This window comes from Clostridium saccharoperbutylacetonicum N1-4(HMT), from assembly GCF_000340885.1.
In the GTDB taxonomy this organism is placed as follows: Bacteria; Bacillota; Clostridia; order Clostridiales; family Clostridiaceae; genus Clostridium; species Clostridium saccharoperbutylacetonicum.
This window is the reverse complement of record NC_020291.1, coordinates 3,019,567-3,043,993: the sequence shown is the minus strand read 5'-3', so window position 1 is coordinate 3,043,993 and position 24,427 is coordinate 3,019,567. Positions and strand designations below refer to the sequence as shown.

The window sequence follows — 24,427 nt, the reverse complement described above, 5'->3', positions numbered from 1 at the left end:
TATCATAAAATAGTCAATAAAAAAATCGCAGGCAACTGTGGAGCCTGAGATTTTTTTTACGCATTAAATTATTTTTTTACATATCTTAACTTATTTATACTTAATAGATATTTTTTAATATCAGCCTTATCTTCTAGTTTAAATATTATTCGTCTTGCTCCCATATTTGTTTTAAATGAAAGTATACATTTTTCTCCTTGATCATCTAGTGAATAGCTCTCAACCTTATCCCATGGAGTTACATAGGAATTAAATAGAAACCCTTTTTCAGTTATTCCAGTTTTATTACCCACAAAGGCTAAAGGCAATATTGCTACACACACAATAATATCTTGCATTCTATAATTTGAATTCATAAGAGTTATTCCAACAAATATTACAATCATTAATGGAATTGCTATCTTAAATTTTTTTGTTCCACTGTATATAATCTTGTTTTTTATATCCTTTACAATAAGAACAATATCCATGATCACTATAAAAGCTATAATCAGTATTGATGATATTTCCATAATTAATTCTCCCAATCTTTTTAAATTTTTTGCATTTTTTTATAAAGCATCTTATTATATCATATTCTTCATAAATTTTCTTTAATAAAAATATAATATAAACAAGGATTTAAATATTATTATTTTAGACATAATATATATGTACTATTACAAAGGAGATGATTTTTATGCAAAACAATAACCGAAGAGATTTTTCAAAAAGTAATGGTTTAAGAAATGGAAATAAAGATCAAGGACAATATGCAAAAAACAGCTTCGATACAACTATTGAAGAACCAAGCCTTAATAAAAGTGGAGCAGAAGCGAAAAAGAGAGGTTTTTAATTGATTTAATTTAGCTTTCTCCCTAAATTTTATTTATATCAAAAAAGAGTCTTCTTATAGATGTAACTTCTATAAGAAACTCTTTTTATTCTTAATAAGTATTTTTTATATACAAATGGTTAGCTTTTCAAAGTTACCCTTGCTAAAAATGAATATTATATTCTTCTAATATAGATAATATTTTTGCAACAGCATTTCTTGCATCTTTTGGTAATTTATCCATTGCTTCTTGTCTTTTAGCTTCTGTGTTAAGTTGTGCTATTTGAACTACTTTTTGTTGAAGACCAGGAATTTTATTTAATTCTATAATTGCTTGATTAAATTTATTAGCAAAATTCGGATCCTGTTGCATTCTTTGTTGAACTGCGATAATTAGTTGATAAGGATTCATTCATAAACCTCCGTAAAACCAATTTACTTCAATTCTATAGTATTCAAGAAATCTTTAAATGTTACTTTAATTCTATAAATACTAAGCTGAATAAAGTTCCTTAGATACGAAATTAATGAATAAGTAATTATCAATCATTTATACTATATAGCCATATACTCCATCGGTCTATAAACTTTTATGCTTTCCTAGATATAAAAAAATCGCAGGCGACTGTGGAGTCGGAGATTTTTTTTACGCATCTGCCTTTTCGAACGCATGTGAGAAAAATGTGCACCTTAGAAAGAGCAGCTATGCTGCATATGAGAACATTTTATGCAGGCGAATATGATTTATTTTTTATTCTTTTAAAATATTAAACCTAGTTGATTAGTCTGTTTCAAGAGTTATTCACAGATTGTCCAACAATATAATTTCCTAAAGAATAAAAAAGCGAAGCTTCATCACAATACAATGAAACCTCGCTTTTACTATGTTACTTATATATAGGATATTTATCACATAATGCTTCTACTCTAGCCTTAAGTGATGATAAATCTCCTGCTCTATTATCAATTGCTTCAGCTATAATTTCTGCAATTTCTGCCATATCTTCTTTTACAAAACCTCTTGTTGTAACTGCTGCTGTTCCAATTCTTATTCCAGAAGTTACAAATGGACTTCTTGTTTCATTAGGTACTGTATTTTTATTTACAGTTATCCCAACTGAATCTAATAAAATTTCTGCTTCTTTACCTGTTATGTCCTTGTTATTTAAGTCAACTAAGAAAACATGATTATCAGTTCCACCTGATACAATCTTGAAGCCTTTTGCAATTAATTTATTTGCAAGTTCTTTACAGTTTGCAACTATATTTTCTCCATAAGCCTTAAAACTTGGATCTAAAGCTTCATTAAAGCATACAGCTTTTGCTGCTATAATATGTTCTAATGGACCACCTTGTATTCCTGGGAATATGTTTTTATTTAAAACTTGTGCATATTTTTCTTTACAAAGTATTAATCCACCTCTTGGACCTCTTAAAGTCTTATGTGTTGTTGTCGTAACAAAATCACAATATGGCACTGGTGATGGATGAACTCCTGCTGCAACAAGTCCAGCAATATGAGCCATATCTACCATTAATAAAGCACCAACTTCATCAGCAATTTCTTTGAACTTTGCAAAATCTATTATTCTTCCATAAGCGCTAGCACCTGCAACGATAAGCTTTGGTTTAGCTTCTTTTGCAATTCTTCTTACTTCTTCATAATCAATAACTTCAGTTTCTTTATCTACTCCATAAGAAACGAAGTTAAATAATTTTCCTGAAAAATTAACTGGTGAACCATGAGTTAAATGACCACCATGACTTAAATCCATTCCTAAAACAGTATCACCTGGTTCTAAAACAGCAAAATATACAGCCATATTTGCTTGTGAACCTGAATGTGGCTGAACGTTAGCATGTTCTGCACCAAATAATTTTTTAGCCCTATCTATGGCTATTTGTTCAATTTCATCAACTACATGACAGCCTCCATAATATCTTTTGCCAGGATATCCTTCAGCATATTTATTCGTTAAATAAGAGCCCATAGCTTCCATAACAGCTGGACTTACAATATTTTCAGATGCTATTAATTCAATTCCTTTTTGCTGTCTTTCTAATTCCTTTTCCATTAAGTCATAAATTTCTTTGTCTTCTTTTTGAATATTTTCAAAATTCATCTAATAATCACCCCAATATTTTTTTATATTCAAATTATATGATTTCTTAGTAAATTAATCAACTATTTTTTTGATAATTTATATATTCTTGTTAATACTTCTTCAAAAATCAATACAATTTGTAAACATATTTTAATATAAAAATGTTTTTTTATATTATTCTAAAAACAATAATATTACAGATTTTTTTCTATAACTATCATGTATTATATGCTATAATTCACTTAAAATATAATGTATTGGAGTAAGACTATGGATCTTAATAAATTACTTAAAGTTACCACACTTGCTGGTAAGATCATGCTGGAAAGTGGTGCAGAAACTTATAGAGTAGAAGAAACCATGACCAGAATATGTCTTGGCTTTGGTGCGGATTCTGCTGATTGCTTTGTCATACCAACTGGAATAATTGTTACAGTTGCTTATAAAGAAGAAGTTGCAACTCTTGTTAAAAGAATTACTTCTAGAGGTGTTGATTTAAATAAAATAGATAAAATAAATGATCTATCAAGAAAAATTCAAACTGTGAAAATGGATATGTGCAAATTTAATGATGAGCTTATAGCTATATCTGAGGGTGATAGATATTCATTTTTAATCACTTTACTTTGGTCCTCAATTACAGCTGGATGTTTTGCAATTGTATTTGGAGGAGATATAAAAGATTTTGCTGGTGCTTGTATAATTGGTGCTCTTATAAAAATAGTATCAATTATATTTCAAAAGCTTAATATAAATGAATTCTTTGTTAATTCAGTCTGTGGAGGAATATGTGCTTTTTTTGCTGCATTGTTTTTTAAATCAGGAATATGCTCGAACTTGGATAAAACTATTATAGGTTCAATCATGCTACTTGTGCCCGGACTTGCAATTACAAATGCAATTAGAGATACTATTGCTGGTGATTTTTTATCAGGTATTACAAAAGCTTCTGAAGCCTTTTTAATTGCCGTGTCAATTGCAGTTGGAACTGGTGCTGTCTTAATCTTATTCATAAATAAATTTGGCTTATTCCCTGTAGTTTTCCATTAATACAATCTAGAAAAGGGTGAATTTTATGATTGAACAAGTTTTTGTTGCCTTAGTGGCATCTTTTGGCTTTGGAATAATTTTTAATATAAGAGGAAAATATTTAATTTTTGCTGCCATAGGCGGTGGATTAAGCTGGTTTTCCTATTTATCTTTAACCCAAAATGGAGTTGGTGATATTATGGCACAATTTATTTCAGCAATTATTATTAGTATGTACTCTGAGATTTTTGCAAGATATTTAAAAACTCCAGTAACAACCTTAGTTGTATGTGCGCTTATTCCACTAGTTCCTGGTGCTGGTATGTACTATACCATGTATGAAACTATATTAGGAAACATAAGTGCTGCTGCTACTCTTGGATTAAACACAATATCAATCGCTGGAGCTTTAGCCTTAGGTGTTATCTTTGTATCTACAATTACAAAGCAGGTTACAAACTTAAAAATAGTAAAAGAGAAACTTTTAGATAAACATTTTTAATATGGATATCCAACTTTGTACTATAAGTATTGTTGGATACCCATATTTTAATTTCCTAATCTTTTTTCTAGTTCTAAAATCCCATCTTCTACTTCCTCAAAAGGTAAATTACCTTCCTTCAACTTATCATGATCCATTTGTTTAAGCCTATTATAAAACTTAATTCCTTCTAAAATTATACTTCCATCGTTATTAGTTTTTCTAAGCATATAATATAAGGTATCTTCTGCTTTATCTAATCTATTAGCAGCCTCATAAATCTTTAAGACCTTTCTATCCATCTCTATAGAAAATTCGTATTTACTTAATTCATCAGCTACTAATGCAGCATCATTAATAAATTTAATTCCTACTTCATCATCTTCCATATAAGCATTGTAAAACCCTTCTATAGATTTACTATAATATTGAATTTTCGATGTTTCATTATTTTCCTTAGATACCAAATCTCCTTGTAGCTTCATAAGACATCCAAAGGCTATAAACTTTTCAGCATTATAATGCATATCCTTGCTTATAAGACCTTCTAATGTATTAAAAGAAAAAACATCTACAGTACCTATATCAATTCCCACCAAAGATTTTAGACATTTATTAACTCTTTCTTTGGCTTCCTCTAAATTACCATTAATTATGTCCATATCAACTTCTTCAGTTACCAATTTCAAAGTATTTTCTACTTCTTTCATATAATCATTTTTTATCATTTTGTAATCACCTCATGTTTAAAATTAATTTTATAATACTTTAAATAAGTTTCCTTGTAAATATTATATCAATTACTAAAATTTATAATCGTAAAATTTCTAAATCCAGTTTCTTTAGACTTCACCTTTTTTAAGCATCTTCATACAATATACTATGACAAAATATCTAAGATTAAATATATATTGCAAGAAAATTGTTCAAAACTTTATAATTTCCAAAGGAAATCCAATCCTAATTAATAATTGAGTGTTGAACATTGATAATTCAATATATATTAAAAAAACTTTAATTAACTTATGATAATATGGAGGGTATCTTATGAGAAATTTATGCGGAACTGAAAGTGACTATTGTGAAATTTATAATAATGCTCCTGAACCAGGAAGAGCTTTATTAAATGTTAGTACTGGTGGAGCTGGACCTTTGGCAGTAATTTCAACACCATTATCTAGACCTATCCCTGTTGTTAGCGTTTCTATCGATACTAGTAATATGTGTAATCCAAAGGTTTTATTAACTTTTACAAGCTTAATTTCCCTACCAGCAGATATTCTAGTAAATTTAAATTTCGTAATAGTAAAAGCTGTTCGTGATGGATGTCCACAAGCAGTAGGTGGAACTCACACTTTCGCAAAAGCAGTACGAGTACTTGAATCAGAATCTTTCTCTTTCCAATACTGTGATTGCAATCCTGCTTATGGAAATACCACCTATACAGTTCAAATTGAACCAAGCAGCTTAATTTCTGTAACAGCTGGATTAACAATAACAAATGCAACTTTATCAGCTTTAGCTGTTGAAACTTTATAATTTATATTATATTATAAGGAGCTCCTTTAAAAGAGCTTCTTTAACTGCTAAGAGGCAAGTTGAAATTTCAACCTGCCTCTTATTTAAATTAGTTCTAATACTTTTAATACTTCAACTCCAATTTTTCTTTCAGTACCTTTATAAGGATAACAATGAATATGAATTGCTGGATTAAAGTTAAGTTCTATTATTGCATAACCAGTATTTTCATCTTTATAATCTTCAAGCATCATATCAACGCCACAGATTCTTGCATTTACTGCTTGAGCAGCCTTAACTGCAATGTCCTTAAACTTGTTAGAAATATCATCAGTATAATCTATGCTATCTCCTCCTGTGCTAATGTTAGAGTTTTCTCTTAAATAAACAACTTCATCTTTTTCTGGAACATACTTAAAATCTTTATTTTGCTGTTTCAAAAATAATTCAGCACTTTCATCTAAGATTATTTTTTCAAGAGGCGTTACATAATGATAACCTCTAAGAGGATCTTGATTTTTTATTTCTACTAATCCTTTTATTGAATTAACTCCATCACCTTTTACATTTGCTGGTACCCTATGAAGTATTCCAGCAACTTTGTCATCAATAACTAAAAATCTATATTCTTTTCCCTTTATAAACTCTTCAACAAGCACCGTATTATCATGTTCAAAGGCTAATTCAAAGGCCTTCCTTAAACTATCTTCATCTGTTCCATCTTTAAAAATACTTATTCCAATTCCAAAATTTGTTGATTTAGGCTTTATTACTATTGGTTTATTCACATAATCAGTAATTATAGCTAATGCTTCCTTCAAAGAATTTACTTCCACACCAGCAGGAACTTTAATATTATTATCTCTTAATACTTTTTTAGTAACACTTTTATTTTCCATTATTAAAACAGTTATATAACTATCCTTTGATGTTTTAGTTGCCTGCTTTACATATTCAACTTTATTGTTCTTCTTGAGGGAAATAAAATTTTCAGTTTTATCTAAAACCTCAACTTTTATTCCTCTTTTAATAGCTTCCTTCATTAATATTTGAGTGGACAATTCCAGCTCTTCATAACCTTCTAATTTAAATCTATTATTATATGACTCTATTTTATGTTTTTTAGCAATATTTATATGAGCATTAATATACCCATCTTTTTTGACCTTTTCTTCAATTTTATAAGCATAAGTCAATTTATGATCTTTTATTCTATCAATCATTAAATCAACAATTTCCTCTTTTCCAAGGTTAAGTTCATTATTCATATTTTTAATATGATCTAATATTTCTAAGCCCCATTCTTCTTTTGAAATAGGATTACCATCTTTCTTTAATGTTACATTATTTTGCCCATACCTAGAAATTATGTTTTGGTTTTCTACTCCTTCTTTTTGCCATTCTTCATAATTACTTTCCTCTTTTACAAGCAAGAACAAATTAAATATTTGAAGAAAATATAAATCCTCTAGGCTTACTCCACCTCTTTCAAAAGGATTAATATCAATACTTCTATATTCTAAATATTGAATACCATCCCCTAAAAGTGAATTAAAAAAGTCGTTTGGATCACTTGGTTTAGGTCTTATTGAACTATATAGTTCTTTATAGCTGTCTATAAGCTTATCATTAATGAAACCTTTCAAGCTTTCAATATATTTTTCAACTGAATCATAATTAGGAAATAAATCTATTTTATTCTTATATCCACATTCACTATTTCTATAAGACAAAGCTCCTTCGTTAGTAAAACTATCTTCAGCTATTTTTTTAGTAGAGCCTAAGCATTTACCAACATAGCTTTTGTCGACAACTCCACTAGCACCTAAAAGATAAATTATAAGCCACCTATATCTAAGATAATTTCTTGTTACCTTTAAATAAATGCTATTTTTAAACTCTCGATAAGTTATATTATTATTTTCAGCAAGTTCAGCTTTATATAATTTATTAATTATGTTTTCACTAAAGGAAAAATTATAATGTATACCACATATTAGTTGTCTTTTGCCTCCATACTTGCTTATTAGACTTTCCCTGTATTTCTGTGCTGATCTGCCTTTATCGTTATCACCATATTCAGAAATTTTAATCTTACTATCCTCAGGTACTATACTTGGCATGGATTGAGGCCACAAATATTCATGACCAATTTCCATTGCAGCAATATCATATAAGGCATTTGCAAAATTATAAGTTTCTTTTACATCTTTAAAAGGTGGAGTAATAACTTCAATTTGACTTTCAGCAAAATCAGTTGTTATATAAGGATTTGTCACCTTATCTCCAAACACTTGAGGATGCTTATTTTGAGATAACCCTCCTCTTTCATCAACTCTCAAACCTTCTCTTTCTATTCCATAATTACCACTTAACAATTCATAATTTGTGAATAATCTTTTAAATTTATTTAACATGTTGTCCCCCCATACTAATTCCTATATATAAGCTCTGAATAATATTTCATAACTAAATTCAAGAAATCCAGAAAGGCTTTCTTGGTTAATTAACAATTATAATTAATATTTAAGCATTGACAATAGAACATATACTTATTTATTCTTTCTTTTAAATTCAATAATGTAAAGTAAATAAGCTGTACTTCCCTTTAAAATACTTGAAAGAGAAATACTTATCCAAACTCCACTTAAACCAAAAGGTTTAATTAAAATTAAAGCCATTGGAATCCTTAGTGCAGTAAATACAATACTTATTATTGATGAAATTTTAGGTTTCCCTATTCCAGTAAATAATCCATTTGATATAGTTTCTACTGTACTAAAAATTTGTGAATATGCAACAGCTTGTAAGTATGCTTGAGCTATATAAATAGTTTGTTCATCTTTAACAAATAGTTTTATAAATGGTATGCTAAAAAACATAAAAAGAACTGCCGTTAATAATGAATACATTATTCCTATTTTTATAGCTGTATTATAACCATCTTTAATTCTTTCTATTTTTTTTGCACCAAAGTTTTGTCCTGTATAAGCTGCTATTGCACCATGTAATCCGCCAACAACCATATAAGTAATTGATTCAATTTGAAGTCCTATCTTTTGTGCTGCTATAGCTTCAGCTCCAAATATTGCAATTATTCTCGCTAAAAATATATTTATTACCGTAAACAAAACTCTCTGCATTGCCATTGGCAGTCCTAAAATTGATATTTCCTTAATCTTTTCTACATCAATTTTCACTTTAAAATCGTATTTAATAATTCCATAAGTTCTAGCCATATATACTATAAACATTACTATATTTGCTGACATTGTAGCAAGTGATGCTCCTAAAACACCTAATTTGAATACATATATAAATAGTGGATCTAATATAATATTTACAATAATACCAATAACATTAATGTTAAAGGCCAATTTATTATTTCCAAAACTACCTAATATTCTTGCATAAAGCATATTATAAAATGCAAAGAAAATTGTAGGACCACTTATGGCTAAAAACAAATATGCATCTTTTTCAACTTCAGCATTGTTAATCTGTAAAAAACCAATAAGATTTCTTCCTGCCAAAATTAGTATTATCCCCAAAATAATACCCATTATAGTATTTATTATAATTCCTGCATTAATATATCCTTTAACTTCATTTTCTTCTTTTCTTCCTATTGAATGAGCTGTTTTTATTCCTGTCCCAATAACTACCATAGAATTAATAGAATACCCAAGACCTACAAAAAAGCTTGCACTTCCCACACTAGCTACTGCATTACTGCCCAATCCACCAACCCAAAGCATATCAATTAAGTTATAGGCAAACTGCAGAAGAGAACTTCCCATCAACGGAACTGATAATGCTGTTAAAACTTTTAATGGTTTTCCCTTTGTTAAATCTACTTGTTTCATTCTTTCTCCATTGAATTATCTATATTGTTATTTATTATCCTCAGATTTATGACATTTATTATCTTTTTCTTCACACTCATCATTTTCTGTAATTAAATTCATAAAAAATAATACCAGCCTATTTGCATTATTTAAATTTAGTTTGTATAAATTCCAAATACCATCTTTTCTAGCTTCTACTAATCCACAATCAATTAAAACCTTCATATGGTGAGATAATGTAGGCTGAGTGAAATTAAAATTTTCTAATATATGACATGCACACATTTCACCACAAGAAAGCAAATCAATTATCCTTAATCTATTTGTATCACTTAAAGCCTTTAATATTTTTGCATTTTTTTCATATTTATTTTCCACAATTTGCTCCTTTCATAACAAAAATGGATGTTATTTGTACACTTTTAGTATAGATAATTATCTATATGTAGTCAATATTTTTATTGTTTTAACATAATATTTACATTAGATATAAACATGCATCTATTTATACCGATTCAAAACCTTAAACATCACTGGAATACTGCTTTTTATGAATTCTATAAAAAAACAAGATTAATTTCAATCAAAAACCGAATTAATCTTGTTTACATTTATTACTTAATTGTAAATTCATTTTCCAAAATTTCTTTTATATAATTATTTATTTTTTTATTTCCTTAAAATAAACATATTTTCTCTAATTTATTAATTCTTATTTTCTAACTGTTCTGTATAATTCATTCTTAAATCTTTAGCTTAATCTTTTCTAAAACAGTATCTAATAAATCATAAAACACTTTGTCCTTTGTTACTAATAATATTATTAAGTAAATCATACCACATACAACTACATCAATTGTACAAGATAAAATTACGCTTGATACATTTTCATTTATAAAATAAGTTATTGGAATAAAAATTAAAGAATAATATAAATATTTAAAATTTGCCAATGAAAATAATTTTATATCCAGCTTTATTTCTTTTTTTACCAATCTATATTCCATAGCTATAACCGCTAAATTTGCAATCAACGTCATTGTAATTACTCTCGTTGGTGTAAGGGTATTAGTAACCACTAGAAGTAAATTTAAAATTAAGTTTATTATTCCACCAATCAATACCAACTTTGCATCTTTCTTTTCTTTTCCAAAAATATATATAATTTGGTCTGCTATAATACGATCGATTCCAATTGTTAACATATAAATCGAAAATACCATTAATATTGGCACAGCAGGTAAATATATATCTGTGCCTCCACCAAATAATAAAATAACCTGCTTAGATACACAAAGTAACCCTATAGATGCTGGAAACAATAACAAGAAATATATTTTAACTACTTTATTTAACAAATTTAAATATACTTCTTTTGAATGATTTGCTAAATAATTAGAAAGCCTAGCCATAGAAACTTGAATTATAGTAAACATTAATATGTCTATTAAGGACATTATTTTTTGTGCTGTTCCATAATATCCAGCCTCTACATAACCCATTACAGAATTGATTATATATTTATCAAACCAAGTATATAGTATATATGTATTTGCAAGGATTACAACCGAAAACATTGGTTTTATATGTTTTATAATTTGTATATTTGAAAAATCAAATTTTATTTTCCTTTTTATATATATGTAGCTTGCTATATTGTTAATAAAGTTTATTGCCGAAGTTAGGTATATGTAAAATAAAAAATCTGTTTGGGTTTTTACAAAAATTATTGTTAGAACATTATATATAATTTTGACTATCATTGTTTTTATTGCAATAAAATCATAATTTTCTAAGGCTTCATTTATCCATTCAACATTAAATAAATTAAATACTATATTTAGCCCCATTACCATACAAGTATAAAAATAAGCTTTTTCACTTTCATGCATTATCAAAAAAATCACATATAATATTGATGTTATCGCCGTTGTAGTTGTTGTAATCAAGAATAAACTAGTAATAGTTTGGCCAAGCTTTTCTTTATCATCTCTAACTCTACTAACTTCCCTTAATCCATATTGAGATACTCCAAAAGTGGCAAAAATCATGAAAACAGCCGTTAGCGTTTCCCCCATTGTTAAATATCCATTTAAGGCAGTTCCAATTGCAGGTAGCACTTTAGTCATTGCTATTATAGGGAAAATTATATTACTTACATTCAATACTGCCTTAAAAACAGCATTTTTTGAAATAGATTTAGACATACATTATCTCCTATGTTGCTTATTATTAATTTAAAGCCTCATTCTAGTTAAATTTTAAAAACGCACTAACAAATTCCAATCATACAAATTATACTTAAATCAACAAACAAAAGTATAATAAGGATATTATTGATACGTTAGAGTTCATTTATTATAATACTAAAAAATTTGATAATTTAAAATACTTTTTCATATTAGCGTTTTTTTTATTTAACGATATTTACTACAAAAAATATCTAATTCTATAAAGAATAGATTAAATATTTTAGAAATCCAAACATATTTTTCTAACCTGACAATGTTTAAAGCTTATGATACTAGAATCATTGATAGTATTTCTATTCCTGTCTCCACATTTGCAAGATCTTAATTTAATACATTACTCAATGATATATTAACTTGGAGTTATTGCACTTTAATCAAGAATAATATTTCTAGTTAAAACTTCATCTCTATAAATAACTTCATAAGTTTAAATAATATAAAATAGCAAGCAAAAAGATCTTTATATTTTATTTCATATGTAAGAATGTTTAAAATAAATGTTGTTAATTAAACTTAAGAATTATAATAATACACTAATACCTTGAGTATTAAACATAGATATATTCATTATTTTTAGGAAGTTGTTTCCAAGAGATAATTTCTTGAATATTTCCATATAGTTCATCTCTTTTTTTGTTAGAAATAATATAAAAAGTGAAAGATATTTTTCTAAATATTTTGAAGCAACACCATGATATTTTTTCAACCATTTTCCTAGAATAAATTGGAATGACCATATTATTTTATCATTCTGAACTTCTTTTGTACGCCTTTTATTATGTGCTTTTGCTACTAAAGAAATATATCGATCACCATATGGAACTATATAAGCTTTCTCATCAATTAAATAATAAATTTTTTTATTAAAGCTAGGTAAATGCCAATGGCATCTTGAAATTGGTTTAACTATAATAGAATTTCCACCGCTTTTTGCAGCTACAACCCAAATATTATGGCGTACTGTTATAGTCATGTTTCTGCTTCCTTTAAAATTCTCAGGAATTAATTTTTTAGCAATATGTACATCCCCGCTTAAATTTGATGGAACACTCTCATAGTTAAGTCCCTGCAATACTTTATGTCTCCAATAAAAAGCTGTAACTAAGCTTATTTCCAATTTTTCTGAACAGAATCTTAAGGATTTTCTTTCAAGCACATATTCAGTAAATTTGATCCATTTACTAGAGTCCTTTTTTGAATAACTCCATAAGGACTTTGTTATATTAGAAAAGGTTTTGCCACATTCTTTACACTTATATCTTTGAATTCCTTTAAATGATCCATATTTAATGTAGTGTTTTGACTCACAAGTAGGACATTTTTCAATAATTCTATTTAAATAGATATCCTTTTTTATCAATGCAGTAATATGAGAATTTAATAAATTAAAATTTGCATCAGTTTTTATCAAGAAAATTACCTCAATTCATTGTTAAAATATAAATTAAATATTCAAATCCTCTTAATAATTGCCTAAATATTAAGTTTCTAAACATTACCAACATTTATTTTAAACAGATGTATATGTGATGTTTTTTTACATATACATTAGATACTTAGATGTGAATGACAAAATATTAATTAATATTTTTCTGCTATTTCAAAATTTAATTTTTTATGGATATTATATTGTGTAAATGTTAATATGAAAGAAATATTTCAGAGTCTAAACTTTTTTAATTATAAAACTCCTGTTGAAAAGTATTAATTCACTACGCTTATTTGCCCTTAAAATTAATGAATTAATAATGATGACTTATGAATAATTTTAGTTATAATTACTTTGATTTTATGCTTTCCTTAAGACAATAATAAAGAACCATATACACCTATTGTCCATTGTATATATGATTCTATTATCTATATGTTGTTAAAATAATCATTATAGTCAAAAAATATTCAAAAGAAATCATCATTTTTTGATCATGTTGAATATTACTTATTGGTAATTTCATATATACATTTACAATTTAATCTAATTGTTCAAAATTAATAAATTCCTTTACGATTTAATCTAAGGGTTTAGACTTAATAAATTCCTTTACAATTTCATCAGAATTATCTGTATTAACATAAAAAGTAACAGTATAGTATATATTATTTTCTTTCCAAAGATAATTAACCTCTGAAACTGCACCATTAACGAAATATTTATAAACTTCATTATTATTAACATTTAGCTTTTCAGCTTTAATTGATTTAATTTCACCTTTAAAAAGCTTGTCATAAAGTTCTAAATTATTTTGTTCAATAAATATAATTGAACCATCCTTATTGGAATAGAAATTGTTTATTTCATAATTTTCTTTGTTATTTTTTTTATCTACGTCGACTGATCTTCTTAAAACTGAACTTGTGATATTTATATCATTGTTAATTTTTACTGGAAACTTTGGATTATAACCTAATAAAGATCTGGCCTTTTCTAGATCCTCCTTATCATAAATATTTAATAATATATTTTCTTCAATCTTTTTTTTATTTTCTTCATAATTTACATTCTTTATGTTTTCAGGTGCTTTAATAGATTTTGCTATTTTTATTATATTCTCTTGCGATAAGTTTACTTCTTGAGTACATGCTTCTTCACTTATAGATGATGAATTATATTCTAGACTATACCATATGTTTTCATCTCTCCATACAAAATATTCACTATTTTTTTCACTTAATTTAGAATATATGTTACCAATTAGTCTAGGAGACAATGTTGTTGTCAAAGTAACATTTAATCCCTTTATATCCTCTATTTTTAAAGGTTCTTTTTTAACTTCAACTTTAGAATTATCTATAGCTTTTATTTTATCCCTCTCTATTTTTTGTAGGATTTCAACAGGATCTCTTTCAGATATTACAAATGAAAACTTTCCTTCTTTATTTTGAAAAAATACTTCTAATATATTATCCTTTTCTGAAAGCTTCCTAATTTGAATATATCCCGCACTATTTCCACCTGGAAGAAAGTCTGGTAACTTAAATTTGAAATCTACAATCTTCTGTACTTTTTTTAAATCATTGTAACATTTTACTGGAGAATCAATAATAAAATTATTTCCACCCTCATTGCTCGAAGTTGCAGTTATTACCTTATTAACTTCTATACTTTTTGCAATTACACTATTATTCATGAATACTGCTGTTGTTGCTAGTACACTTGCTAATAGAATATTTATTGATGATTTATAGGAACCCTTTTTAAGTTTTTTTATCATTTTATTCCTCCTTTTGATTTCCATACTTATCATCCCTAAACTGATATTTTTATATACAATTATCTTTTTGTAAAATATTACCATTATTATAGCACACTTTTATAAATAAGTATTACCATTTTCAAATTTAACCTCTTAATTGTAAAAATCCATAAAAAAAATGACTGTCGCAAAGCAACCGTCATTTTTTAACAAAAGTATTATTAAATAATATTGACTTTATCCATTTCAAACCAGAAATTTACTCCATCATTAATATTTTCAACACCACAAGCATTATTATGTAATTCCATAAGTGCCCTCACTATTGATAATCCAAGCCCATAGCCACCATACGCTCTAGTTCTTGCTTTATCAACTTTATAAAAGCTCTTCCATATTTTTTCTAGAGCTTCCTCAGGAATGTATTTACCTGTATTAAATATATTTATCCTTACCTTATCATTGATAATCTCTTCACCAATTTTAATTATCTTCTTTTCATCGATATGGTTAATAGCATTATTAATATAATTTGTAATTACTTGTTCTACTCTTGTCATATCTCCATATACAATGATACTTTCACTTGAATCGAACTGCAATTCTATATTTTTTTCTGCAAAAATTGCTTTGTATTTATTTAAAACATAAGTTATTAATGAAATCAAATCAAATTCAGTTTTTTCTATATGAAAAGCTCCTGATTCTAATTGAGATAAATTCAATAAATCTTTAACTAACTTGTTCATCTTATTTGTTTCATTCATAATAACATCACAATAAAACTTTCTATCTTCTTCACTTTCATTAACATTACAAGCAAGCCCCTCCGCATAACCTTGTATTAAAGATAGTGGAGTTCTAAGTTCATGAGAAACACTTGAAACAAATTCTTTCCTCATTTCATCTATTTTTCTTTCTTTTTCTATATCTTCTTCAAGCTTTTTATTTTTCACATTTAACTCTGTAATTGCTCTATTTAGCTCGCACGATAGATAATTAATGCTTTGACCAAGCTGACCTATTTCATCTTTTCCACTAATATTACATTTTTGACTAAAATCAAATTTAGCCATCTTTCTAGCAATTTTATTCACTTCAACGATTGGTTTAGTGAATCTTTTTGAAAACCAAAATGCCAATATACTTCCCAATATTGTAATTATTGAGCCTATTATAAGTATAAATCTATTTGCTACATCTACACTTTCTTTAATTGAAACCAAGGCAACTCTTAAATTAAGTCTATCTCCATTACTTAAATCTGTTGAAAGGGTCAAAAAATCTATTCGTAGTTGATAATCCCTTCTTGTTTCAAATTTATAACCATCCTCATTATCTTCGTTAAGCTTATCTTTTTCAAAACCATTTAATGGAGGTAGCTGTTGCACATTATCTTTACTATTATTTTTAGAATTATCTGCTGGATTTTTGTCTATTGGTCCTCTTCTTGAAGATTTATAAATCATTTTACCATCTTTATCAAAAATATCAATATTACTTCCTGTAATATTTGCTGTTCTATCTAATTCATCTTGAATTTCATTAGGATCTCCATTATAAATACTAATTATATTTTTTGCATTCTCTTTAAGTAAATCCTTTTTATTTTGTATATAATACTGTTGAAGATATAAATTGTTTAACATCCATAAAACACAGACAAAAAAGGCTAATAAAAAAGTTACTGATATAAAAAGTTTTGATCTAATTGACTTACTCATCTTTATTCCTCAAATCTATAACCATAACCGCGTACTGTTTGAATAAATTCGCTCTTTTCACCAAGTTTTATTCTCAATCTATTTATATGTGTATCTACTGTTCTTAAATCTCCATAATAATCATAGCCCCATACTTTATCTAAAATTTGTTCTCTACTTAAAGCTTTTCCGTAATTTTCAGATAAGTAAGCTAACAACTCATATTCTTTTGGACTTAAATCAACTATAGATCCATCAATAGTAACTTGATGAGCATTATGATCAACAATTAATCCATTATACTTTTTAACATCAGTATCTGTTTCTGCTGCTGTTACTGCTCTTCTAAGAACTGCATTTACCCTTGCTATTAAGATATTAGGACTAAAAGGCTTTGAAATATATTCATCTGCACCAATATCTAAACCAAAAACTTCGTCAAATTCTTCACCCCTTGCCGTAAGCATTATGATTGGAACTTTAGACTTCTTTCTTATTTCTCTGCATACTGTAAATCCATCATATTCTGGAAGCATTACATCTAGAATAATTAAATCTATATTTCCCTCACTCCAAAATAAATCCATAGCCTTTTTACCATCTTCTGCTTCAACAGTTATATAACCTTGTTTTTTTAAAAAATCTGTAACAAGCTTTCTTATTAATGGTTCATCATCAACTACTAAAATTTTATTTTCTTTCATGCTATCACTCCAATTATCAATGTTCAATTATCAATCTACAAGGAAATCATTTTGTGATTTCTTGAATTGAAATGTATGATCATAAATAGAACTTACATGCTTTAATTATAATATATTATTGTTACAATATGGTCACAAATGAAAAAATAAAGCTTACAACGTCAAATAAAATAACTGACGTTGCAAGCTTTGATTATATCTTTAATTTGAAATTAATTCTTTTAATTTCTGTACTTCTTGAAGCTCTTTAATTTTAAAATATTTTGATTTAAGAGTTCCTTCTCTATCCCAAACAATATAACCTGTATTATATAAAGAGATTTGCAACTCTGAAATTTTTTCAGTTCCATCTTTAGATAGATATCCGTTCTTGTTAGAAAGAATTATATCATATACATCCTTATGATTTACTGAAATATTGTCACTACATTCTTCCAAGTTTAATTTACTTAGTTGTGATAGAAACTCTTGAATCTTAGCTTTATCTTGAATTTCTCTAGCCTCTTCAAGATTGTATTCATAAAGTCTAATTCTTGTTATTGAATCCTTATTTATATCTTTTAACAAAAAACTATCGGCAGTGCCACTTTTAGGATAAAGAAAATAAACAAGTAAAGATATACTTGACAACAAAAAAATCATTATAAATGCAATTATTCTTGATATTCTCATGCAGTTTATTCAATTCCAGCAACTGTTACGTTTAACAGCTTAACACCCTTAGGACCCATAAAACTATTATCTTGTTCAATTTCTTTAGATAAATACATATGCTTATGTAATTCATTTATATTTCCAGAGATAGAACCGCTAGTTACAGGAATTGTGTTTTTACCATCAAAATATCGTGCTAATCTTATTTCTCCACAAAAATCACCAGTCACATCATTCATAGTAAAATCTGAAAATACTGCAACTTCAATATGTGGCTCTTTTCTTAATTCATCAACACTTTGGCTTCCACCACTTATTACTATGTTACTAATATTTCCTGTAGGCTCTACTTGTAAATAATGTGCATATCTATTGTTAGAAATATATCTCTTTAACTCACCATTTTCTATTATTGCTGCTGGTTCTAATGGAAAGCCATCTTCATCAAAGCTTCCTGAATGAGTTGAATTCTTTAAGAATGGATCTACAGTCATTGTTATAAGATCACCTTGAGCTTCTTCTCCTTGAATCTTATCGCCAATTTTCCATGTTGATTCATTTTTATAAACTGAAATTGCATTACTTTTTGTATAGTAAAAACTAAATAATTCTTTTACGGCTTCACCAGTAAATAATACAGTAGCCTTTTCAAGATTAGGAGTACTCTTTGCAATTGCTTTTTCTTTACATATATTAATCATATCTTCTACTTCACGAGCTATTTCGTCTGAATCTAATTCTGAAAAATTAAGACATCTATACAATTCAACTTCCTCGCCAGTTTCCTTCCAAGTGGCTACCAACTCAACCATACATTCGTAATTAATTGCTTCAACATCTACACCTTCTGAATTTACCACATGGGTGTATACTTTATTTAAAAAGATTTCACAAGAATTTATTCCACCTTTTTCATAGTTGTCCTTTTTATAAGTTGCTTTTGTAACTTCATTGATCCAATAAGGTAAAGTTTCTGTTGAAAATTTACCTGCTTCAACTGTTTTATATTTTGTAGAATGTTTTACCAATGGGTAATAAGGATTTTTAGCAAACTGTGCTGCAAATAATGCATCATTTATTGCCTTTTCCATTTCTTCTGTACTCATTGTTGGATGAATATTAGTAGATGCTGCTCCCCTATATTTTTCACCATTTTCTTCTATATCCTTATAAACTGTTACCTTAAAATGTTGAACATCTTTAGCTCTATCCATATCAACATTCTTCTTAATAAAGAAAAGTTCATTTGCTTCAACTTTATTTTCTATGATTTTATATCCATCAACGTCTTTATTTTCAGTAAGAATTTGTTTTATTTTTTCTAACATTAACCTAACCTCACTTTCGCTTTAATGTATGGACCACCGCAGGAAGTTTTTACAAATTCTTTGTAACCTTTACCACAGTAGCCAGAACCACCTAGTTCAACTGTTTCTGAAACCATTGAAATTGAATTTAATAAATCTGGTACATATCCTGTCATCACCACAGGCGCTATTATATTACCAGTAAGTTTACCATCTTTAATTTCTCTTCCAAAAGATGCTATACATTGTATTCCCCAGCTCTTTGGATCTTCCATACCACTATATGAACCTTCAAGAAGATATCCATCTTTAACTGATGCAATCATATCTTCAAGTTTATCATTTCCTGGTGAAAAAAAGGTATTTGTCATTCTTGCATATGCTTTTCTTTCAAAAGATTGTCTCTTACCATTCCCAGTTGGAGTTGTTCCAAGTTTGATTGCTGATAATATATCTGAAATACCAGCTTTTAAAATACCATTTTCTATAACTACAGTGTCTGTTCCTATTGTTCCTTCGTCATCAAAAAGATATGAAGACATATGATTAGCAGCTGTTGCTCCATCATGCATAGTTGTAATCTTAGATGCAACTTGCTTTCCTATAAATTCTGCCCCTTTTGCTCTATCCTTAACAAACATATCCATTTCCACTCCATGTCCAAAGGCCTCATGAGCTATTAATCCAGCAACATCTGGAGCACAAATAACTTCATATTCTCCTGGTTGAACATTTTTAGCATCTAATAACTTTATGCTTGTTTCAACAACATTCTTATATTCCGCTTTAAGTTCATCAAGTATTTCGAAGCCTTTTAAGCCTGAGAAAGGTTTAAAGTAATACTTAGTTTTTTCTTCTTTTCTAGCTATAGAGAATATATAACCTTCTCCAAGCATATAAGATTGTTCTAAGTCTTTTTTATTAGACATAAAAAGTTTTGATATATGATAAGTATTGTAAATAGCATCAATATTTACAACTAAATCTGAATGAGCCAAAGCTGCATCTTTTATTTCTGATAGAGTCTTTATAATTACCTCTGAGCCAACTTCTTCTGGATCTATTTTCATTTCACCTATGAAGATTTCCTTTATTTCTTTTTCTTCAATAATGTCATATGAATTAACAGAAATATCTTTTATTACTTTGTTTAGCTTTGTTGAAATTTCTTTAACAATAGCACCTAAAGTATCATCACTTATATTATTAAATGAGTACTCTGAATAATTTACACCATTATGTATTCTTACAACAAAACCTCTTTCAACTAAAAATGAATCATTTACTTCTATTCCCGTTTTTGAAACTCTGTAACTCTTTCCTTTAATATCAGTTCCTAGTACTGAAACATATTTATATTCTTCAGATAACATGCTAATAAGCTTCCTTACAACAGCTTTGCTATTAGACAAAAATTCTGATTTTACTACTTTCACAAAATCGCCTCCTATTTAATTAATCACTATTCATTCATTCCTATTATACATATATTTTTACTTTTTTCCTATACTTATATCCATTTATGTAAAATATAATACATTATAGAAATTTTAATATGAAAAAGCCTTTTAGATTTGTTTTACTATTTTATCACTAAAAAACAAAAGCCACAATTAATCTTTGCTACGCAAACTTCAATTATGACTTTTATCATTAACAATAATTTGATTCTACAAAAGGTCGTAAAACAATTTCATCCAAAGCTACATTTTTATCTATATCTAATGATCTTAATATTGTTTCAGCAGAACTTTCTGCACTTAAGTATTCTTCTCTAGCTTGAGCTCTAAAAGCTGTATTTATTCCTCCTGGATATACAGAACAAACCCTAACATTATTCCTTCTTGCTTCTTTTCTAAACACTTTAGTCAAGCTATCCAATGCACCTTTTGATGCTGTATAGGCTGCGATTCCTTCATTAGAAAATAAGCAGCATGTTGAAAGAATATTAACAACTAGTCCTTCTTTTTTCTCCTTCATATATTTATAGGCTTCTTTTATAAACATAAGTGGTGCCATCATATTTACTTTCAGCATCCAATCCATGTCTTCTATTTTAATTTCTTCAACAAGGGCTCTAGCTGTATTTGCACCTGCACAATTAATCAAGACATCTATTGTTCCAAATTTATTTGCTGCACTTTGTACAAAAGTGATTATTTTATCTTCCTCTGTAATTTCAAAAATATCATTATATATGTTATCCCTAAGGTCAGGATTAATTTCATTTAGAACTTCTTCCATCTTATCTTTTGACCTACCGCAAAAAGCTACTTTTGCTCCTGCTTCTATAAGCTTCAAAACCAAGCTTCTACCAAGGCCAGAAGTTCCTCCTGTTACAATAACACATTTGTTTTGCCAAAAATTCATAATTGTACCTCCTTCAACTAGTCAAAAACCAATGTCTAAATTACTTACATCGCTATGTAAACTATATCATATATTTATTAAATATATAAGTTCTAATTAATTAAACTCCTAAATATTTTAATTTATTTAAGAAGTAATGGGTGATAAATAAAAAAATCCATGTATTATAATAATGATAATACACAGATTTTTAAGTTCAGGTATATATACTCACTAAAAGCTTATGGAATTTGATATTTTTCCATACTTATGTTTTGACAATACTCTGCTGTAAAATTTGGTATATCCCAATTAATTTCATTTGAATGAAATATTCCTTCATTATGATGATCTTTTTCTGAGTACTGCTTTCCAGCTTGAGTTATTGTCACAGGTATTAAACTGCCATACTTTATAGCTACTGGTCCTTGTGTAATTTGTCCATTCATTTGTTTAAATTCTCTATCCTTAGGTACATAAATTCCATCACATTGCCAATTTCCTGGGGTAGTTTTTCCTGGATGAAGAACATACCATGAGTTTTCATAGTTTCCTCCTTCTGTTTCTCTTATAGGACCAAATACAATCAGAGTTTCAGAAGTAGAATTTGTTATTATAGCATTATGATCTTTATTTTCCAATTTTTTCTTGGCTGAAATAGTCATAGTTGCACTGCTCATATTTCTCCTCCTTTGTTTTTAATAGTACGTTATTAATATACCCAGGATTTTATAAGTTACTCTCTTCTAAAAATTGATTTCAATTTTATATTTTTTATATTGCTTCACTTTCAATTCTTTTATATTTAAGTGAAAATTTCTCAACCACATTATCCAAAAGGACTTTTAACAAATATGCAACAAGCACAATATTTAATATAGACGTAATTCCCATAAGATTATTAAATATTGAAGCTTTTAAATTAAATAGGATTGTTGAAATATTAATATAACTCGTAATACTAAAGCCAATAGCCAATATCATAAATCGTTTATCCTTTAAATATATGTAAGATAAAACCGCTAAGGCCACTGCTGGAAATAAATATCTTTCATGCATTCCAACGGAAAAAGTAAAGACACCTGCAATTTGCAGCAAAGCTATTGCTGAAACATATTTTCTGTTATTTCCTTTAATATAAACAAACCATCCAATTAAAGTTGTTATAACAATAAACAACATTCCTAAGGTATGATAATTAACTATAAACAAATTTGTATTATAACTTTTATAGTTCCCGCCAATTAAGCTAAAAAAATTAAAAGCATTTACAGAAGCATAGGGATATTCTGATATTGTTTTTGTATACAAACTTACAATCCATAATGGATTTTGTTGATTTATCGAAAATGGAATAATAATAACTAATATAGTTACCAAGGCTGCCAAGGCTGAAAACATAAAATTCTTTATCTTACTTTGCCTTACTAACTCAAAAAATAAAATTGGAAGAAATATAATTCCTTGTGGTTTCATAAGTATAGAAGCTGCAAACATTGAAGAAGAAAAAGCATATTTCTTTTCATGTAATAAATAAGTTGCAATAAAAATTAATAGAGTAAAAAATGAATCTACTTGTCCCCAAAACGTTGAATCTATAAAAACTGCAGGATTAAAAATATAAAATGCAGCTAAAAAAATGCTGATAGCAGAATTCAAATAATTCTTTGCAAGTTTATATATAATAAAGGCGGTAATAACATCTGCAGCTATAGCTGGTATTTTAAGTAGCAATACATAATACGAATTAAGCATTGTGATATTAGCAATTTTCCCCACTAATCCTAAAACATAAATATATAGAGGTGGATAATCTGCCTGTCTTGCGCTTGAATAAAAAGTTGAAAGACCATTAGCGGCAGTCATAGCCCAGTTTTTAAATAAATTAATATCGCCACTATATCCATCCATAAGTGTTGAAGCTGAAATTCTTAATAAAAATCCTACTAATAATAATGTCATTATCAATATTTTTTCATTCTTAAAATCAAATTCTAATTTTTTACGTCTAAATAAATAATAAAGTCCGAAGCATAATATTAAAAATGATATACTATAAATACTGAGACCAAATAGATATTTTGTATTTCCAGCACCTTTTTGCATATTTTCGCCAAACTTCCCAGGCTGCATACGTCTTTCTCCATTTTTCTCTTGCTCATTACTCTTACCTTCTCTAGGCTGTCCATTTTCATTTTGCATTGTAATATTTCCATTTGAATTTGCTCTTTCCTTTGAAGGTGGCATATTCTCAGGTATATTTATATCAGTAGTATTATTAAACCCTTGTATATTAAATTGAACATTTTGCCCCATAGTATTACTTCCATTATAATGTTGAATTGAATATACACAGGTAAATAAAGATAATAATACTATAAATACTAAGCTTATTTTAAATATTTGCTTTTTTAAATTACCTATATCCATCCTTTTAATTTCCTTTCCTCTCCAATATATTTAAATAAG

At 27.6% G+C, this 24,427-nt stretch carries 22 protein-coding genes; 4 read left to right on the top strand and 18 right to left on the bottom strand.

What is annotated here, in order from left to right:
* Positions 1 to 68 precede the first annotated feature (68 nt).
* Positions 69 to 512: a DUF5673 domain-containing protein gene (locus CSPA_RS13685; RefSeq protein WP_015392894.1), complete on the bottom strand. Its 444-nt coding sequence runs from the start codon at positions 510 to 512 to the stop codon at positions 69 to 71.
* 167 nt (positions 513 to 679) lie between these two features.
* On the opposite strand from CSPA_RS13685, the gene CSPA_RS30155 reads away from it, so the two are divergent.
* Entirely contained in the window at positions 680 to 835 is a 156-nt protein-coding gene (locus CSPA_RS30155; protein WP_015392893.1) for a hypothetical protein, read from the top strand.
* A 142-nt stretch (positions 836 to 977) separates the two neighbouring features.
* Here the strand turns inward: CSPA_RS30155 and CSPA_RS13680 are convergent, their stop codons facing one another.
* Positions 978 to 1,226 carry a hypothetical protein gene (locus CSPA_RS13680; protein ID WP_015392892.1) on the bottom strand — a complete coding sequence of 83 codons (249 nt, stop codon included), beginning with the start codon at positions 1,224 to 1,226 and terminating at the stop codon, positions 978 to 980.
* Between the two features lie 475 nt (positions 1,227 to 1,701).
* The gene (glyA, locus tag CSPA_RS13675; protein WP_015392891.1) at positions 1,702 to 2,937 is read right to left on the bottom strand and encodes a serine hydroxymethyltransferase; all 1,236 of its coding nucleotides are present in this window, start codon (positions 2,935 to 2,937) and stop codon (positions 1,702 to 1,704) included.
* A 252-nt stretch (positions 2,938 to 3,189) separates the two neighbouring features.
* On the opposite strand from glyA, the gene CSPA_RS13670 reads away from it, so the two are divergent.
* A complete protein-coding gene (locus tag CSPA_RS13670; RefSeq protein ID WP_015392890.1) occupies positions 3,190 to 3,969 on the top strand; it encodes a threonine/serine exporter family protein in 780 nt (259 codons plus the stop codon).
* A 25-nt stretch (positions 3,970 to 3,994) separates the two neighbouring features.
* On the top strand, positions 3,995 to 4,450 hold the full coding sequence (locus tag CSPA_RS13665) for a threonine/serine exporter family protein (protein WP_015392889.1): 456 nt from the start codon (positions 3,995 to 3,997) through the stop codon (positions 4,448 to 4,450).
* A 47-nt stretch (positions 4,451 to 4,497) separates the two neighbouring features.
* Here the strand turns inward: CSPA_RS13665 and CSPA_RS13660 are convergent, their stop codons facing one another.
* Entirely contained in the window at positions 4,498 to 5,157 is a 660-nt protein-coding gene (locus CSPA_RS13660) for a DUF6483 family protein (protein ID WP_015392888.1), read from the bottom strand.
* A gap of 319 nt (positions 5,158 to 5,476) precedes the next feature.
* On the opposite strand from CSPA_RS13660, the gene CSPA_RS13655 reads away from it, so the two are divergent.
* The gene (locus tag CSPA_RS13655; protein ID WP_015392887.1) at positions 5,477 to 5,968 is read left to right on the top strand and encodes a DUF4489 domain-containing protein; all 492 of its coding nucleotides are present in this window, start codon (positions 5,477 to 5,479) and stop codon (positions 5,966 to 5,968) included.
* Positions 5,969 to 6,051: 83 nt separating this feature from the next.
* On the opposite strand, the gene gshAB is transcribed toward CSPA_RS13655, so the two are convergent.
* From gshAB to CSPA_RS13585, 14 genes are all read right to left on the bottom strand, one after another.
* Positions 6,052 to 8,364, bottom strand: a complete 2,313-nt coding sequence (gshAB, locus tag CSPA_RS13650) for a bifunctional glutamate--cysteine ligase GshA/glutathione synthetase GshB (RefSeq protein ID WP_015392886.1) — start codon at positions 8,362 to 8,364, stop codon at positions 6,052 to 6,054.
* A 135-nt stretch (positions 8,365 to 8,499) separates the two neighbouring features.
* Positions 8,500 to 9,813 carry an MATE family efflux transporter gene (locus CSPA_RS13645; RefSeq protein WP_015392885.1) on the bottom strand — a complete coding sequence of 438 codons (1,314 nt, stop codon included), beginning with the start codon at positions 9,811 to 9,813 and terminating at the stop codon, positions 8,500 to 8,502.
* A gap of 27 nt (positions 9,814 to 9,840) precedes the next feature.
* Positions 9,841 to 10,173, bottom strand: a complete 333-nt coding sequence (locus CSPA_RS13640; protein ID WP_015392884.1) for an ArsR/SmtB family transcription factor — start codon at positions 10,171 to 10,173, stop codon at positions 9,841 to 9,843.
* A 365-nt stretch (positions 10,174 to 10,538) separates the two neighbouring features.
* Complete coding sequence (locus tag CSPA_RS13635; RefSeq protein WP_015392883.1) at positions 10,539 to 12,002, bottom strand: oligosaccharide flippase family protein; 1,464 nt, start codon at positions 12,000 to 12,002, stop codon at positions 10,539 to 10,541.
* A gap of 565 nt (positions 12,003 to 12,567) precedes the next feature.
* On the bottom strand, positions 12,568 to 13,458 hold the full coding sequence (locus tag CSPA_RS13630; RefSeq protein WP_015392882.1) for a transposase-like zinc-binding domain-containing protein: 891 nt from the start codon (positions 13,456 to 13,458) through the stop codon (positions 12,568 to 12,570).
* 598 nt (positions 13,459 to 14,056) lie between these two features.
* Positions 14,057 to 15,259 (bottom strand): hypothetical protein, encoded by a 1,203-nt coding sequence (locus tag CSPA_RS13625; protein WP_015392881.1) that lies wholly within the window; start codon positions 15,257 to 15,259, stop codon positions 14,057 to 14,059.
* Between the two features lie 203 nt (positions 15,260 to 15,462).
* On the bottom strand, positions 15,463 to 16,965 hold the full coding sequence (locus CSPA_RS13620; protein ID WP_015392880.1) for a HAMP domain-containing sensor histidine kinase: 1,503 nt from the start codon (positions 16,963 to 16,965) through the stop codon (positions 15,463 to 15,465).
* 2 nt (positions 16,966 to 16,967) lie between these two features.
* Positions 16,968 to 17,648: a response regulator transcription factor gene (locus tag CSPA_RS13615; RefSeq protein WP_015392879.1), complete on the bottom strand. Its 681-nt coding sequence runs from the start codon at positions 17,646 to 17,648 to the stop codon at positions 16,968 to 16,970.
* 201 nt (positions 17,649 to 17,849) lie between these two features.
* A complete protein-coding gene (locus CSPA_RS13610; protein ID WP_015392878.1) occupies positions 17,850 to 18,320 on the bottom strand; it encodes a hypothetical protein in 471 nt (156 codons plus the stop codon).
* 5 nt (positions 18,321 to 18,325) lie between these two features.
* Positions 18,326 to 19,630, bottom strand: coding sequence for a metallopeptidase TldD-related protein (locus CSPA_RS13605; RefSeq protein ID WP_015392877.1), 1,305 nt, complete (start codon positions 19,628 to 19,630; stop codon positions 18,326 to 18,328).
* The gene (locus CSPA_RS13600) at positions 19,630 to 21,045 is read right to left on the bottom strand and encodes a TldD/PmbA family protein (RefSeq protein WP_015392876.1); all 1,416 of its coding nucleotides are present in this window, start codon (positions 21,043 to 21,045) and stop codon (positions 19,630 to 19,632) included. The genes CSPA_RS13605 and CSPA_RS13600 overlap by 1 nt, the downstream gene beginning before the upstream one ends.
* Positions 21,046 to 21,262: 217 nt before the next feature.
* Positions 21,263 to 21,979 carry an SDR family oxidoreductase gene (locus tag CSPA_RS13595; RefSeq protein WP_015392875.1) on the bottom strand — a complete coding sequence of 239 codons (717 nt, stop codon included), beginning with the start codon at positions 21,977 to 21,979 and terminating at the stop codon, positions 21,263 to 21,265.
* Positions 21,980 to 22,200: 221 nt separating this feature from the next.
* Complete coding sequence (locus tag CSPA_RS13590; RefSeq protein WP_015392874.1) at positions 22,201 to 22,638, bottom strand: hypothetical protein; 438 nt, start codon at positions 22,636 to 22,638, stop codon at positions 22,201 to 22,203.
* Positions 22,639 to 22,732: 94 nt separating this feature from the next.
* Positions 22,733 to 24,388: a glycosyltransferase family 39 protein gene (locus tag CSPA_RS13585; RefSeq protein WP_015392873.1), complete on the bottom strand. Its 1,656-nt coding sequence runs from the start codon at positions 24,386 to 24,388 to the stop codon at positions 22,733 to 22,735.
* Positions 24,389 to 24,427: the final 39 nt, after the last annotated feature.